Below are 13,898 nucleotides of genomic sequence, written 5' to 3'. Positions count from 1 at the left end.
TCCTGCCACGTCCACCTGGTACGTCGGTCACGGCCCGCGTGTTCACCCGCGGCGCGGCAGCAGCACCACGGCGGCGGCCGGCACGGCGGCGAGCGCCAGCCAGGGGACGGCCGGCGGCAGTCCGGCGTCGAGGAGGGCGCCGGTGAGCGCGCTGCCCAGCAGCACGATCAGCCCGGAGACGGAGGACAGCGCCCCGGTGTAGAGACCGAGCCGACCCTCCTCGGCGAGGTCGGGCGCCCAGGCGCGGGCGGCGGGCGCGACGAGCATCTGGCCGAGGGTGAGCAGCACGACGAATCCGGCCGCGGGCAGCAGCCCGGCCGTGCCGGTCCGGCCGGCGGGCAGGGCGGCGGCCACGACGGCGAACCCGGCGGCGATCAGCGCGAGTCCCGCGGCCATCGACCGGCGCGGGCCGGTCCGCTCCCCCGCCCACCGGGTGACCGGCAACTGGGCGGTCACGACCAGCAGCGACGACAGCGCGAACAGCCAGGCGAGCGGCGCCTGCGAGCCGGCCGCCCGCTCGACCTCGGCGGGCAGGGCGAGGTAGAGCTGGTTGTAGGCGAGGAGGTAGGCGCCGTAGGCGCAGCACAGGGCGAGGAAGCGGCGGTTGCGCAGCAGCGGTCCCGCGCCGCCGCGCACGCGGACGCGCGGGCGTCCGGGGAGGCGCCGCGGCAGCAGCCGGGCGTGACCGGCGAGCACGAGCACGAAGACCCCGGCTCCGGCCAGGCACACCGCGCGGAAGTCCACCTCGAGGAGCAGCGCGCCGAGCAGCGGTCCGACGAACGCCCCGGCCTGCCCTGCGACCGTGAACAGGGCCAGCGCCCGGGTACGCGGCCCGCCGCCGGCCGCCTCGTGCAGCACGGCCTGCCGCGCGGCCTCGGACTCGACGGCGGGCGAGAACAGTGCGGCCGCGAACCCGGTGAGGATCACCGCCGCGACGACCGACCAGGTCTGCTCCGCGTAACCGAGCCAGGCGAATCCGACGACGCGCAGCGCGCACCCGGCGAGGACGACGGGCCGTACGCCGTGACGGTCGGCGAGCGCCCCGCCGACGACGAACAGCCCCTGCTGGCTGAAGGTCCGCAGTCCCAGCACGAACCCGACCAGCCAGCCGGCCATGCCCACCGTGTCGCCCAGGTGTTCGGCGAGAAAGGGCAGCACCGCGAAGAAGCCGACGTTGAAAGCGAACTGAGTGACGATCAGCAGCCGTCGCAGAGCAGGAAGTTGCGGCACGGCCTTCGTCTCACGGCGTGCGCCGAGCCGCACCGGGGTCATCCTGCGCCCACCGACTCGGCGCGTGACGTGGCACGTTCACCGGAGCGTTGGCTGGAACGTTCATCGGAAGGCGCGCCAGGGCGTGCGCCGAAGTGGGCGTCGGCCGCACGGCGTCGCCCCGGGCGTGGCCGCAGTCCTGCCGCCGTCACCGCCAGGGCGCCGAGCAGGGCGAGGACGGCGGCGGGGGCGAGCACGGCCCAGGGGGCGCGTTCGGCGTAGGGCTGATTCTCGGCGAGCAGCAGGCCCCATTCGGGGGAGGGCGGCTGCGCGCCGAGGCCGAGGAAGCCGAGGGCGGCCAGCGCGAGGGCGATGCCGGGCAGGCGCAGGAGGGCGTGGCGGGCGACCGGGGGCACGACGGCGGGCAGGAGCTCGCCGGTGAGCAGACGCCAGGGTCCCGCGCCGAGGGCGCGGGTGGCGGCGAGGTGAAGGGTCGCCCGTTCCTCGCGCAGCAGCGCGGAGGTGTGCGCGGCGAGCGGCGCCCAGGCGACGACGGCCACGGCGAGCACGGGCGTCCAGGCCCCGCCGCCCCGGACGGCGGCGACCAGGAGCGCGGCGAGGACGGGCGGGACGGCGTTCACCGTGTCGACGAGCGGCCCGGACAGCCGGGGCAGCAGCCCGAGCAGGAGACCTGCCGCCAGCGCGATCGCGCTGACCGCGAGGGCGAGCGCGAGCGTGTCGAGGGCGCCGTGCGCGACCCGGGCGAGGACGTCGCGCCCCAGCGCGTCGGTGCCGAACGGGTGTGCTGCGGAAGGTGGTTGGAGGCGGACCTCGGTGTCGAGGGCGAGCGGGTCGCGGGGCAGACCGCACAGGACGACGGCGAGCAGCGCGCCGCCGTGGGCCAGCGGCGGGATCCGCCGGGCGGGCGGCGCCGGCCGGTGCAGGGCGCGCAGGGCTCCGTCGCGCAAGGCGGGCCCGATGAGCCGCCGGGCGGCGAGGCGGAGCACGGCGGTGGTGACGGCCGCGAGCGCGACGAGGACGAGGACGCCCGCCTGGAGGACGGGCAGGTCCTGGGCGATCGCGGCCTGCAGGGTCGTCCGGCCGAGCCCCGGGATGTCGAAGATCTGCTCCACGGCGACGGATCCGCCGGTCAGTCCCACCAGGAACAGCCCGAGGTTGGGCAGCAGTCCGGGCACGCAGCGGCGCAGCGCCTTGCGGGCGATCCTCGGGCCGGGCACGCCTCGGGCGGCCGCGGCGACCGCCCAGGGCTCGGCGAAGGCGGCGGGCAGTTGGTCGTCGAGGAGCCGCCCGAGGACGGCGCCGGCGGGCAGGCCGAGGGCGAGCGCGGGCAGCACGGTCCACTGCGGGCCGTACCAGCCGAGGGCGGGCAGCCACCCCAGGTGCACGCCGACCACCGTGGCGAGGACGGAGGCGACGAGGAACTCCGGCAGCGCCGCGAGCACGGCGGAGCCGGAGCCGCCGGCGGGCCGGCCGTCGAGGCCCCCTCGCGCGCCGAGGCGCAGGGTGCGGGCGCACACGCCGGCGGCCGTGGCCAGCGCGACGGCCAGGGCCGCCGTCACCAGCAGCAGCGACGCGCCCAGTGCGGCGAGGACATCGGGCGTGACCTGTGCTCCGGAGATCCAGGACCGTCCGGCGTCCCCGCGCGGCAGGCCCGTCAGCCACTGCCCGAGCAGGTGCAACGGACCTTCGTCCAGGCCGAGTCGGGCACGGACGTCGGCGAGCGCCTGAGGGGTGGCGTCCCGGTCGGCGGACTGTGCCTTGAGCACGGTGAGCGCCGGGTCGGTGTGCGAGATCCACGGCAGCAGCCCGGTCCCGCACACCAGCAGCGCGGCCAGCACGGCACGCCACAGCAGCGTGCCCACCCTGCTCCTCATCCGGTCAGCGCCGGGTCCCGGCGCCGACGAGGGTGCGCTCGTAGGGGTCGAGCAGCACACCGCGGACGTCTTCGTCGACGCCGGTGACGACGCGCTGGTGGACGAGCGGGACGACGGCGTCGGTGCGGAGCACCGCGGCCTCGGCGGCCATGGCGGCGTCCTGACGTCCGCCGGTGTCGGCGACGGCCTGCGCCGTGCCGACGGCCCGGTCGACCCCCTTGTCGCAGAGCAGCGAGAGGTTGTAGCCGCCGCCGCAGGTGAAGTCGCTCGCCAGGAGCGACACCGGGTCGCCGGTGTCCAGAAGGCTGTTGCGGGCTCCGACGAAGGCGTCGAACTTCCCGGCGAGCGCGTCGGTCTCCAGCCGCGCGTACTCGCGCACCTCCAGCTTCACCCTGAAGCCGGCCTTCTCCAGCTGCTGCTTCAGCACCTGGGCCACTTCGGGGAGTTCGGGCCGGTTGTCGTAGGTGGCGAGGGTGACGGAGGCGCCGCCGGGGGCAGCGGCCCTCGCTCGTCCGGCGGGCTGGACGCGCTTGCTCGCGGCCCAGGTGACGGCGGGGCCGTAGATGCCCGCGCCGACGTCGGCGTGTCCTTCGTAGACGCCCTTGGCGAGGGCGGAGGCGTCGACGGCAGCCCGGGCGGCGGCGCGCAGCGCCGGGTCCTTGAAGACGCCCGACCTGGTGTTGAGGTGCAGGCTGGTGGTGCGGGTCGTGGCGGTCTCGCGGCGGGTGTCCGCGTCGAGGCCGGCGGCCTGGGCCACGGGTATCGCCTCGGCGACGTCGACCTGTCCGGTGCGCAGGGCGTTGGCGCGGGCGCCGCCGTCGGCGATGAACCGCACGTCGACGCCGGGAGCCTGGGCCCGGCCGCCCCAGTAGTCGTCGAAGCGGTCGAGGACCGCGGCGGCGGCCCCGTTCCGCTCGGTGAGTTCGAACGGTCCGGTGGCGGCGCCGGACGGGTCGACGGCGTCCTTCTTCGCGTACGCCTTCGGGGACAGGACGGCGAGTTGGGGGCTGGACAGCCGCAGGGGAAGGACGGGGTCGGGCCGCGCGGTCGTGACGCGCACGCTCGTGCCGCCCTCCGCCTTCGCCGTGAAGGCGACGCCGGTGAGGGCGGCCGGAGCCGGGGCCGCGAGGGTGGCCCGGGTGAGGGACGCGGCGACGGCGGCGGGGGTGACGTCCGTGCCGTCCTGGAAGACGGCCTCGCGCAGGGTGAACAGCCAACTGCGGTCGTTCTCGCGGCGCCACGACGCGGCGAGCGCGGGGGCGGCGGCCCCGTTGGCGTCGAGGGCGGTCAGTCCCTCGGTGACGCCGAGCCTGCTGAGGATCGTCGCGTCGGCGCCGTACGGGGAGAGGTTCTCCGCGGGCGGGAAGGCGAGGGCGACGCGCAGCCGGGCCCCGCCCCCGGCGGCGGACCGCTCACCACCGTCGCCGTCGTCGTCGCCGGATGCGGCGAAGCAGCCGGTGAGCAGCGGCGCGAGACAGAGGGCGGCGAGGAGCCGGGGGCGGCGTCGGAGCGGGGAGGCGTGGCGGGCCGCGGGAATGAGCGGGGCGGGAGCGGGGCGGGGGGCGAGCGGGACGGGGCGGGCGAAGCGCATGGAGTTACCGGCCTGTGGTGCGGGGACGGGGGGAGAGGTAGGCGGGGAGGAGGGCGTCGAAGGGGACGTCGAAGTGCACGATGGCCTGGCCTTCGTCCGGCCCCTCCCGCTCGTCGTGCACGACGGTGGCGAGCGATCGCCAGAACGCCTCGGCGCCTTCGACGGCGGGGTCGGTGTGCAGATAGACGGAGCGGTACCCGCCGTCCGCGACCGCGAAGGCGAGCAGTTCGGCGACCAGCCGGCGGGCGAGACCGCGTCGGCGGTGCTCGGGGCGGACGTAGACGCGGCGCAACTGCGCGGTCGTGCCGCTGGGATAGCGCTCGGCGACGTGCCGGGGGTTCGGCGGATGCGCGGGACCGCGGGAGTCGAGTGCGGCGGTGGCGACGACCTCGCCGCCCCCGCCCCCGATGCCCCCGTCGCCGCCGCTGCCGTCGGCGACCGCGACCGCGACCAGCAGGGTGTGGCGGTCGGGGGTGAGGTAGGCGGCGCCGGGATCGATGATGTCGCGGTGCCAGCGGGGCACGTATCCGCTGCCGAAGTCCCGGTAGACGGTGTCCAGCATGACGGCCCGGGCGCCGTCGAGGTCCTCGGGGCCCGCGGGCCTTATGCAGTAGTCACGCACTTGCACATTATATGCAGTAAGCGGAGCAAGGTTGATCACCGAATCACTCACCGCTCCTGGATTTGACAGAGATCATGGGGCACCCCTAAATCTAGCCACATGACATTCATTTTCAACAAGGCGGTGTGATGCGCGTCGCATTCGTGGGGAAGGGCGGGAGCGGCAAGACGACCCTGTCGGCCCTCTTCGCCCGGCGGTTGGCGCTCTCCGGCGCACCGGTGCTCGCCGTGGACGGCGACATCAACCAGCACCTGTCCGATGCCCTGGACCCGGTCGGCGCGACGCCGTTCACGGCCCCGCCGCTGGCCGCGCACCTGGACGACGTCAAGGACCTGCTGCGCGGCGACAATCCGCGGATCGCCTCCCGCGAGGCGATGGTCAAGACGACGCCGCCGGGCCGCGGTTCACGGCTGCTGCGCCTGCTGGGCGACGACGAGCTGCACTCCCGCCACGTGCGACGCGTGGGCGGCGTGCCGCTCATGGTGACGGGCGCGTTCGACGAGAGCGACCTGGGGGTGGCCTGTTACCACTCGAAGCTGGGCGCGGTGGAGCTCTATCTGAGCCATCTGGCCGACGGCCCCGGCGAGTACCTCGTGATGGACATGACGGCGGGCGCCGACGCCTTCGCCTCCGGCCTGTTCGCCCGCTTCGACATTACGTTCCTGGTGGCCGAACCCACCCGCAGGGGCGTCTCCGTCTACCGCCAGTACCGCGACCACGCCCGCGAGTACGACATCCCCCTCGCCGTGGTCGGCAACAAGGTGACCGGCGAGGACGACCTGCTCTTCCTCAAGGAGGAGGTGGGCGACGACCTCCTCACCCACCTCGCCCTCTCCCCCTGGGTCCGCTCGGCCGAACGCGGCGACCCGCAGGGCGAGTTGGAGGAACCCAACCGGCACGCCCTCGACGTCCTGCGCGACACGGTCGACGCCCGCCCGAAGGACTGGCCCGCCCTGCACCGCCACGCCGTCCACTTCCACCTGCGCAACGCCCGCACCTGGGCGAACGAGGCGACCGGCCAGGACCTGGCGTCCCAGATCGACCCCGACTTCACCCCCGGCCCGCACTCCCTCCCCTGACCGCACCGCTCCTCCACCCTCCACCCTCCGCCACCGCCACCGCACCCGCACCCGCACCCGCACCCGCACACACCAGCCCCACAGGCAGACCCACGCAGAAACCAGGACACCCATGTCTCTCGACGTCTCCCCGAAGCTCCTCGCCCAGGCCGAGTCCGGCGCCGTCCGCGAGGAGGACTTCGTGGACACGATCCGCACGTCCCTCCCCTACGCCTACGGTCTCGTCTCCGACCTGGCCACCCGACTCCACGGCGGCATCGCCGAGTTCGCCGACAACCAGACGCCGCCGGCCTCCGAGCAGGAGCGCGGCCAGCTGCTGCGCGCCCTCGCCAGCGACGCGATCCGCGGCAGCCTGGAACGCCACTTCGACATCACCCTGGCCTTCCAGAACTGCCACCGCGTCGCGGCCTTCCGCCCGGGAGCCCGAGGCGGCGCCACCCACACCCGCTTCACCTCCCAGCGCGCCCAGATCCTCAACCAGTCGGCGGAACTGCGGGACTGCTGACCCCCGAGGCCCTGGACACAGGCGCCCGGTGGACACGAGCCCCCTCCCCCGTGTCCACCGGGTCCGCCGTGCCCTCAGCGTCCTCCGTGCCCTCAGCGTCCTGTCTCAGGCCGCCTTCCGCCCCCGCTCCCGGTGGCTGCGGATGATGTCCGCGTAGCGGTGGCCGGCGCCCTTGACGGTGCGGGTCTGGGTGGCGTAGTCGACGTGGACGAGGCCGAAGCGCTTGTCGTAGCCGTACGCCCACTCGAAGTTGTCCAGCAGCGACCAGGCGAAGTAGCCGGCCAGCGGGGCCCCTTTGCGGGCGGCGGAGGCGCAGGCGGCCAGGTGCCTCACCAGGTAGTCCTGGCGTTGCGGATCGTCCACCGTGCCGTCGGGACGGACGACGTCGTCGAACGCGGAGCCGTTCTCGGTGACGTACAGCTTGCGCGCCCCGTACTCGTCGGTGAGGCGCAGCAGCAGTTCCTCGAGGCCGCTCGCGTCGACCTCCCAGTCCATGCCGGTGCGCGGGACGCCGGGCCTGCGGACCGTGCTGACCCGGGGCGCCGGGCCGGTGGGGTCTTCGGCGACGGTCTGCGGGAAGTAGTAGTTCAGGCCCAGCCAGTCCAGCGGCGCTGCGATGGTCGCCAAGTCGCCCTCTCGTTCGGGCAGTTCGACGCCGTACACCTCGCGCATGTCGGCCGGGAAGCCGCGGCCGTGGATCGGGTCGAGCCACCAGCGGTTGGTGTGGCCGTCCATGCGGAGGGCGGCGGCGACGTCCTCGGGGCGGTCGGTGGCGGGGTGGATCGTGGAGAGGTTGTTGACGATGCCGACCTGGGAGCCGGGGGCGGCGGCGCGGATCGCCTGGGCGGCGAGGCCGTGGCCGAGGAGCAGGTGGTACGAGGCGCGGACGGCCGCCGTCAGATCCTTGAGGCCGGGGGCCATCGTGCCTTCGAGATGTCCGATCCAGGCCGAGCACAGGGGCTCGTTGAGAGTGGCCCAGTGGGTGACGCGGTCGCCGAGGCGTTCGGCCACGACGGAGGCGTACGCGGCGAAGTGCTCGGCGGTCGCCCGCTCGGGCCAGCCGCCCCGGTCCTGGAGGACCTGCGGGAGGTCCCAGTGGTAGAGGGTGACCGACGGCGTGATGCCCGCCTCCAGCAGCCCGTCGATCACCTGGTCGTAGAAGGCGAGGCCCCTGGCGTTGGCCGGTCCGTCGCCGCCCGGCACCACCCGCGGCCAGGCGATGGACAACCGGTATGCGTCCGCGCCCAGTTGGCGCATCAACGCGATGTCCTCGCGCCAGCGGTGGTAGTGGTCGCAGGCGACGTCGCCGTTGTCGTCGTTCGCGACCTTGCCGGGGGTGTGGGAGAAGGTGTCCCAGATCGACGGCGCACGTCCGTCCTCGGCCACGGCTCCCTCGATCTGGTACGCCGCCGTGGCCGTGCCCCACAGGAAGTCGTGCGGGAGTGCGGCGAGGTCGATGGTCACGGAAGTCCCTTCGGAGGATGCGGTGGGTGCGGTGGGTGCGGAGGAGGCGGTGGGTGCGGTGGGTGCGGAAGAGGTCACTTGACGGCGCCTGCCGTCAGTCCGGCGACCAGATAGCGCTGGAGCAGCAGGAACCCGGCGACCACGGGCACGCTGACGACGAGCGAGGCGGCCATGATCTGGTTCCAGTACACGTCGTTCAGGGTGGAGTAGCCCTGGAGTCCGACGGCGAGCGTGCGGGTGGTGTCGTCGGTCATGACGGAGGCGAACAGCACCTCGCCCCAGGCGGTCATGAAGGCGTAGACGGCGACGGCGACGATGCCGGGGATCGCGGCCGGCGCCACGATCCGCACCAGCGCGCCGAGCGGCCCGCAGCCGTCGACCAGGGCGGCCTCGTCGAGGTCGCGCGGCACCGAGTCGAAGTACCCGATCAGCATCCAGATGGAGAAGGGCAGCGAGAACGTCAGATACGTGAGGATCAGCCCGCCCCGCGAGCCGAACAGCGCGATCCCGGTGGCGTCGCCGATGTTGACGTAGAGCAGGAACAGCGGGAGGAGGAAGAGGATGCCGGGGAACATCTGCGTGGACAGCACGGTGACCGTGAAGACCCGTTTGCCCCGGAACTCGTAGCGGCTCACCGCGTACGCGCTGAACACGGCGATCACCACCGAGCAGACCGTCGCCGCGCCCGCGACGATCAGCGAGTTCACGAAGTACCGGGCGAGCGGGACGGTCGTCCAGATGTCGATGTACGGGCGGACGGTCAGATCGCTGGGCAGCCAGCGGAACCCGCCCGTGACGTCCGCGAGCGGTTTGAGCGAGCTCGAGACCATGACGTACACCGGCAGCAGCACGAAGCCGGTGAGCAGGGTGAGGAAGATCCGCCGGGACCAGAGGAAGGAACGCGGCGGCGCCGTCGGTGAGTCACCGCGCACGGGACGACCTCCGTCGCGAGGTGAGGGCGAGGTAGACGCCCGTCACGGCCAGCAGGAAGAGCAGCAGCAGGACCGACATCGCCGAGCCCGTGCCGAAGTTCCAGGTGACGAAGGACGCTTGGTAGATGTGGACCGAGATGAGGTCCGCGGCCTCCGGGGCGGCCCTGCCGAACAGGACGTAGGGGGTGTTGAAGTCGTTGAACGTCCACAGGAACAGCACCAGCACCAGCACCTGGTTGACCGGGCTCAGGGACGGCAGGGTGATGCGGCGGAGCTGCTGCCACATCCCGGCGCCGTCGAGCGCTGCGGCCTCGTACAGTTCGCGCGGGATGTTCTGCAGGCCGGCCATCACGATGAGGAAGGCGAACGGCCAGCCCTTCCACACCGACACGGTGAGCAGCGCGTAGAAGCTGTTGTCCCCGATGAGCCAGAAGGACGGCTTGTCGGTGAGGTGCAGCTGGTCGTGCAGGACGTGGTTCACCAGGCCGTTGTCGTGCTGGAACATGAAGACCCAGGTGATCACGGCCGCGTAGAGCGGCAGTGCGTACGGCACCAGGAACAGCGCCCGCAGAAGTCCGCGGCCGCGGAAGGCGTCCTGCATGAAGACCGCCGCCGCCGTGCCGACGACCCAGCACAGGCCGACCGACAGCAGGGTGAAGCCGACGGTGACGAGGAACGAGTGGAGCAGCGCCTCGCCGACGGGGGCGTCGAAGTCCACCGACACCCGGTAGTTGCCGAGGCCGGACCAGGGGGCCGTGCCCCAGTCGCGGATGTAGAACTGGGTGAGTTCCTTGAAGCTCATCACGATGCCGATCACCATCGGCACAAGGTGGACGAGGAGTTCGAGGATCAGGGCGGGCAGAAGCAGCAGGTAGGGCAGTCCGACGCGGCGGAGGCGGCCGGGGCGCGGTCGCCGGGCCCCGCCGTCGTCGGAGCGTACGGGAGGTTTCCCGACCTCGACGGTGGTGGTCATCGGGCTCACTTCGCCGGCATCTGCTGCTGCGCCTTGGCGAGCCTGGCCTTCACCGACTCGGCGGTGACCGCGCGGCCGGCGGCCGCGTCGGCGAACAGTTCCTTGACGGCCGTGCCGACCGCCGTCTCGAACTGGGACTCGTCGGCGACCTGGGGCAGCGCGACGGCGCTCTTGGCGAGGGTGTCCTTGAGGACCGCGTTCGCGGGGGAGTCGAAGGCGGCGTCCGACTGGGCGGAGGCGACGGGCGGGATGGTGCTGTAGGCCGTGTTGAGGATCTTCTGCTCCTCGTCGCCGGTCATGAACTTCACGAACTTCGTCGCGCCGTCGAGGTTGTCCGTGTTCTTGAAGACCGCCAGGTTGATGCCCGCGACCATCGAGTTGACCTGGGCGCCGGCGCCCGGCGATCCGGACTGCACGGGCACCGGGGCGATGCCGTACGCGTCCGCGCTCATGCCCTGGGACGCGAGGTTGGCGGACGCGGACTGCCACAGCAGCATCGCCGTCCTCCCCTTGGCGAAGTCGCTGACGGACTGGTTCTGCGCGTACTCGGCGTTGCCCTGCGGGACGACCCTGTCCTTCGCCATCAGGCCGACGTACTGCTGGACCGCCGAGACCACGCCGTCCGAGGTGAAGTCGGGCTTGCCGGCGGCGGTGAAGAAGTCCGCGCCGTGCTGCTTGGCGAACACGAACACGTGGTGGACGTTCTCCGCGACGTTCGCGCCCTCGGCGCCGAGGACCTGCTTGCCCTTCGCCTGGATCTTCTTGCCGTCGGCCACCAACTCGTCCCAGGTGGCCGGGGGTTGTGCGATGCCGGCGTCGGCGAAGATCTGCTTGTTGTAGTACAGGGCGTACGCCATCGAGTACAGCGGCACCGCGGCCGGGTCCCGCCCCGGCGCGCCGGTCGAGCCGAGCGCGGAGGCCACGAAGCGGTCCTTGCCCCCGATCTTCGCGAGGTTCGCCTCGTTCCAGGGCAGCAGCGCGCCCGTGGCCTGGAGCGAGGCCGACCAGGTGTTGCCGATGTTGAGGACGTCGGGGCCCTGACCGGACGTGGTCGCGGTGAGGATCCGGTTGAGCAGGTCCGACCAGGGGACGACCTCCAGCTTCACCTTGATGCCGGTCTGCTTCTCGAACTTGTCGAGTTCCGGCTGGAGGACCTTCTTGTCCACCTCGATGCTCGCGCCCTGGTTGGAGGCCCAGTACGTCAAGGTCTTCGGCGAGTCGTCGGATCCCCCGCCGTCCGTCGAGCTCCCGCCGCCGCAGGCCGTGGTCGCGAGGGCGAGTGACATGACGACGGCTCCTGCGGCCGCGGCTCGAATGGTGCGCATGGGTCGGCTCCCGGTGTCATCAGGGCTTAATTTAGGACGTGAGTTAAACCTCGGAACGCGCTCACGTCAAGAGTTCCGACACTCCCCGGCACCCCCGGACACACTCCGGCACGCACCCGCAGCGCGGGCCGGCACACCTCGACACGCAGCCCCGGCCCCCTCGGGCACGTCGCCCTGGCGGCCGGCACGCGCCCCCAGGCACGCTCGGGCACGCCGGCACGCGCCCCCGGCACACTCGGGCCCGCCCCGGCACACACCGGCCACCCGCCGGCCACACCCCGGCACGGACAACTGAGGTCGCACCACTTGACGCACACGCTCCGACAGTTGAAGCATTCAGCGCTGAGAGAGCGCTCTCAAGCAGATGACCGTTCACTTCCTTTAGTCAGCCGCTCCCGTGAGCGGCCGTCACCGAGGAGAGCCGCCATGCCCCACGCCCAGCCGCCGTCGGACACCCCCGCCGTACGCCGCAGAGCCGTGCTCGCGGCCGCCGCCACCGCCGCGGCCGCCCCCGCGCTCACCGCACTGGCCGCGGCGCCCGCCTCTGCCGCCCCGGCGTCCGCGGCTCCGCTCGAAGCCTCGTCGACCGGCGCCTCGCGCGGCAGGCGTCGGTGCGCCCTGCCGGGCGGCGGCGATCTCGGCCCGAACGTCCTCGTCTTCGACCCGTCGACCCCCGACATCCAGGCCCGGCTGGACGAGGTGTTCCGGCGGCAGGAGTCGGCCCAGTTCGGCACCGGACGCTACGCACTGCTGTTCAAGCCCGGCGTCTACCACGGACTCAACGCCCAGCTCGGCTTCTACACCTCCATCGCCGGCCTCGGCCTCTCCCCCGACGACACCACCGTCAACGGCGACGTGACCGTGGACGCGGGCTGGTTCGGCGGCAACGCCACGCAGAACTTCTGGCGTTCGGCGGAGAACCTCGCGCTCGTCCCGGCCGGCGGCGTCAACCGGTGGGCGGTCGCCCAGGCCGCCCCGTTCCGCCGCATGCACGTCCACGGCGGCCTCAACCTCGCCCCGTCGGGCTTCGGTTGGGCCAGCGGCGGCTATATCGCCGACAGCCGGATCGAAGGCGAGATCGGCCCCTACTCGCAGCAGCAGTGGTACACCCGCGACAGCGCGATCGGCAGCTGGCTCAACGGCGTGTGGAACATGGTCTTCTCGGGCGTCGAGGGCGCCCCCGCACAGAGCTTCCCCAGCCCGCCCTACACCACGCTCGAGACGACCCCCGTCTCACGGGAGAAGCCGTTCCTGTACGTCGACCGCGGCGGCTACCGCGTGTTCCTGCCCGCCAAGCGCACCGGCGCACGCGGCGTGTCCTGGGGTCGCGGCGCCCCGCGCGGCAGTTCGCTGCCCCTGTCGCGGTTCTACGTGGCCAGGCCCGGCGTCTCCGCCGCCACCCTCAACCAGGCCCTCGACCAGGGCCTGCATCTGCTGCTCACGCCGGGCGTCTACCACCTCGACCAGCCGATCCGGGTGAACCGCGCGGACACCGTCGTCCTCGGCCTCGGTTACGCGACGCTCATCCCCGACGACGGCGTCACGGCGATGAAGGTCGCCGACGTCGACGGCGTGCGGCTGGCGGGCTTCCTCGTCGACGCCGGTCCGGTCAACTCCAAGACCCTGCTGGAGGTCGGTCCGCCGGGAGCGCGGCGCGACCACCGCGCCAACCCGACCACGGTGCAGGACGTGTTCATCAGGATCGGCGGGGCGGGCGCCGGCAAGGCCACGACCAGCATGGTGATCAACAGCCGGCACACGATCGTCGACCACACCTGGGTCTGGCGCGCCGACCACGGCGAGGGCGTCGGCTGGGAGACCAACCGGGCCGACTACGGAGTCGTCGTCAACGGCGACGACGTGCTGGCGACGGGCCTGTTCGTGGAGCACTTCAACAAGTACGACGTGCAGTGGCACGGCCAGCGCGGCCGCACGATCTTCTTCCAGAACGAGAAGGCGTACGACGCCCCGAACCAGGCGGCGATCCAGAACGGCGCGCTCAAGGGCTACGCCGCCTACAAGGTCGGCGACGACGTCACCGCGCACGAGGGCTGGGGCCTCGGCAGTTACTGCTTCTACAACGTCGACCCCACGATCGTCCAGCATCACGGCTTCGCCGCCCCGCAGGCGCCGGGCGTGAAGTTCCACGACCTCCTGGTGGTCTCGCTCGGCGGCCAGGGCCAGTACGAGCACGTGATCAACGACCTCGGCGCGCCGACGTCCGGCACCTCGACGGTGCCGTCCACGGTGGTCTCGTATCCCTGACGGAACCGGCGCGTGCCGCGAACCCGGTCGGTTCGCGG

At 72.8% G+C, this 13,898-nt stretch carries 11 protein-coding genes; 3 read left to right on the top strand and 8 right to left on the bottom strand.

Features of this window, described 5'->3' with window-relative positions:
- Window positions 1-42 precede the first annotated feature (42 nt).
- Genes ABT300_RS22645 through ABT300_RS22630 form a run of 4 tightly spaced genes read right to left on the bottom strand, consistent with a single transcriptional unit; the run spans window position 43 to window position 5,317 of the window.
- Window positions 43-1,272, bottom strand: coding sequence for an MDR family MFS transporter (locus tag ABT300_RS22645; protein ID WP_351678611.1), 1,230 nt, complete (start codon window positions 1,270-1,272; stop codon window positions 43-45).
- Window positions 1,269-3,104 carry an ABC transporter permease subunit gene (locus ABT300_RS22640; RefSeq protein ID WP_351678608.1) on the bottom strand — a complete coding sequence of 612 codons (1,836 nt, stop codon included), beginning with the start codon at window positions 3,102-3,104 and terminating at the stop codon, window positions 1,269-1,271. Before ABT300_RS22640 ends, ABT300_RS22645 begins: the two co-directional genes overlap by 4 nt.
- 4 nt (window positions 3,105-3,108) lie before the next feature.
- Window positions 3,109-4,695: an ABC transporter substrate-binding protein gene (locus tag ABT300_RS22635; RefSeq protein ID WP_351678606.1), complete on the bottom strand. Its 1,587-nt coding sequence runs from the start codon at window positions 4,693-4,695 to the stop codon at window positions 3,109-3,111.
- A gap of 4 nt (window positions 4,696-4,699) precedes the next feature.
- Window positions 4,700-5,317 carry a GNAT family N-acetyltransferase gene (locus ABT300_RS22630; protein WP_351678603.1) on the bottom strand — a complete coding sequence of 206 codons (618 nt, stop codon included), beginning with the start codon at window positions 5,315-5,317 and terminating at the stop codon, window positions 4,700-4,702.
- A gap of 128 nt (window positions 5,318-5,445) precedes the next feature.
- On the opposite strand from ABT300_RS22630, the gene ABT300_RS22625 reads away from it, so the two are divergent.
- Together ABT300_RS22625 and ABT300_RS22620 are read left to right on the top strand one after the other, a co-directional pair.
- Complete coding sequence (locus tag ABT300_RS22625; RefSeq protein WP_351678600.1) at window positions 5,446-6,396, top strand: ATP-binding protein; 951 nt, start codon at window positions 5,446-5,448, stop codon at window positions 6,394-6,396.
- 112 nt (window positions 6,397-6,508) lie between these two features.
- A complete protein-coding gene (locus ABT300_RS22620) occupies window positions 6,509-6,901 on the top strand; it encodes an SCO5389 family protein (protein WP_351678597.1) in 393 nt (130 codons plus the stop codon).
- Between the two features lie 105 nt (window positions 6,902-7,006).
- Here the strand turns inward: ABT300_RS22620 and ABT300_RS22615 are convergent, their stop codons facing one another.
- From ABT300_RS22615 to ABT300_RS22600, 4 genes are all read right to left on the bottom strand, one after another.
- On the bottom strand, window positions 7,007-8,365 hold the full coding sequence (locus ABT300_RS22615) for a GH1 family beta-glucosidase (RefSeq protein ID WP_351678595.1): 1,359 nt from the start codon (window positions 8,363-8,365) through the stop codon (window positions 7,007-7,009).
- Window positions 8,366-8,439: 74 nt separating this feature from the next.
- Window positions 8,440-9,297 (bottom strand): carbohydrate ABC transporter permease, encoded by an 858-nt coding sequence (locus tag ABT300_RS22610; RefSeq protein ID WP_351678593.1) that lies wholly within the window; start codon window positions 9,295-9,297, stop codon window positions 8,440-8,442.
- Window positions 9,287-10,270, bottom strand: a complete 984-nt coding sequence (locus ABT300_RS22605) for a carbohydrate ABC transporter permease (RefSeq protein ID WP_351678590.1) — start codon at window positions 10,268-10,270, stop codon at window positions 9,287-9,289. The genes ABT300_RS22610 and ABT300_RS22605 overlap by 11 nt, the downstream gene beginning before the upstream one ends.
- 5 nt (window positions 10,271-10,275) lie before the next feature.
- Window positions 10,276-11,595: an ABC transporter substrate-binding protein gene (locus ABT300_RS22600; RefSeq protein ID WP_351678584.1), complete on the bottom strand. Its 1,320-nt coding sequence runs from the start codon at window positions 11,593-11,595 to the stop codon at window positions 10,276-10,278.
- Window positions 11,596-12,021: 426 nt separating this feature from the next.
- On the opposite strand from ABT300_RS22600, the gene ABT300_RS22595 reads away from it, so the two are divergent.
- The gene (locus ABT300_RS22595; protein ID WP_351678582.1) at window positions 12,022-13,860 is read left to right on the top strand and encodes a pectate lyase-like domain-containing protein; all 1,839 of its coding nucleotides are present in this window, start codon (window positions 12,022-12,024) and stop codon (window positions 13,858-13,860) included.
- Window positions 13,861-13,898 lie beyond the last annotated feature (38 nt).

The sequence above is a fragment of the Streptomyces sp. NPDC001027 genome (genome assembly GCF_040299045.1).
Lineage (GTDB): Bacteria > Actinomycetota > Actinomycetes > Streptomycetales > Streptomycetaceae > Streptomyces.
The sequence above is the reverse complement of the archived record's forward strand: the minus strand, read 5'-3'. Positions and strand labels throughout refer to the sequence as shown.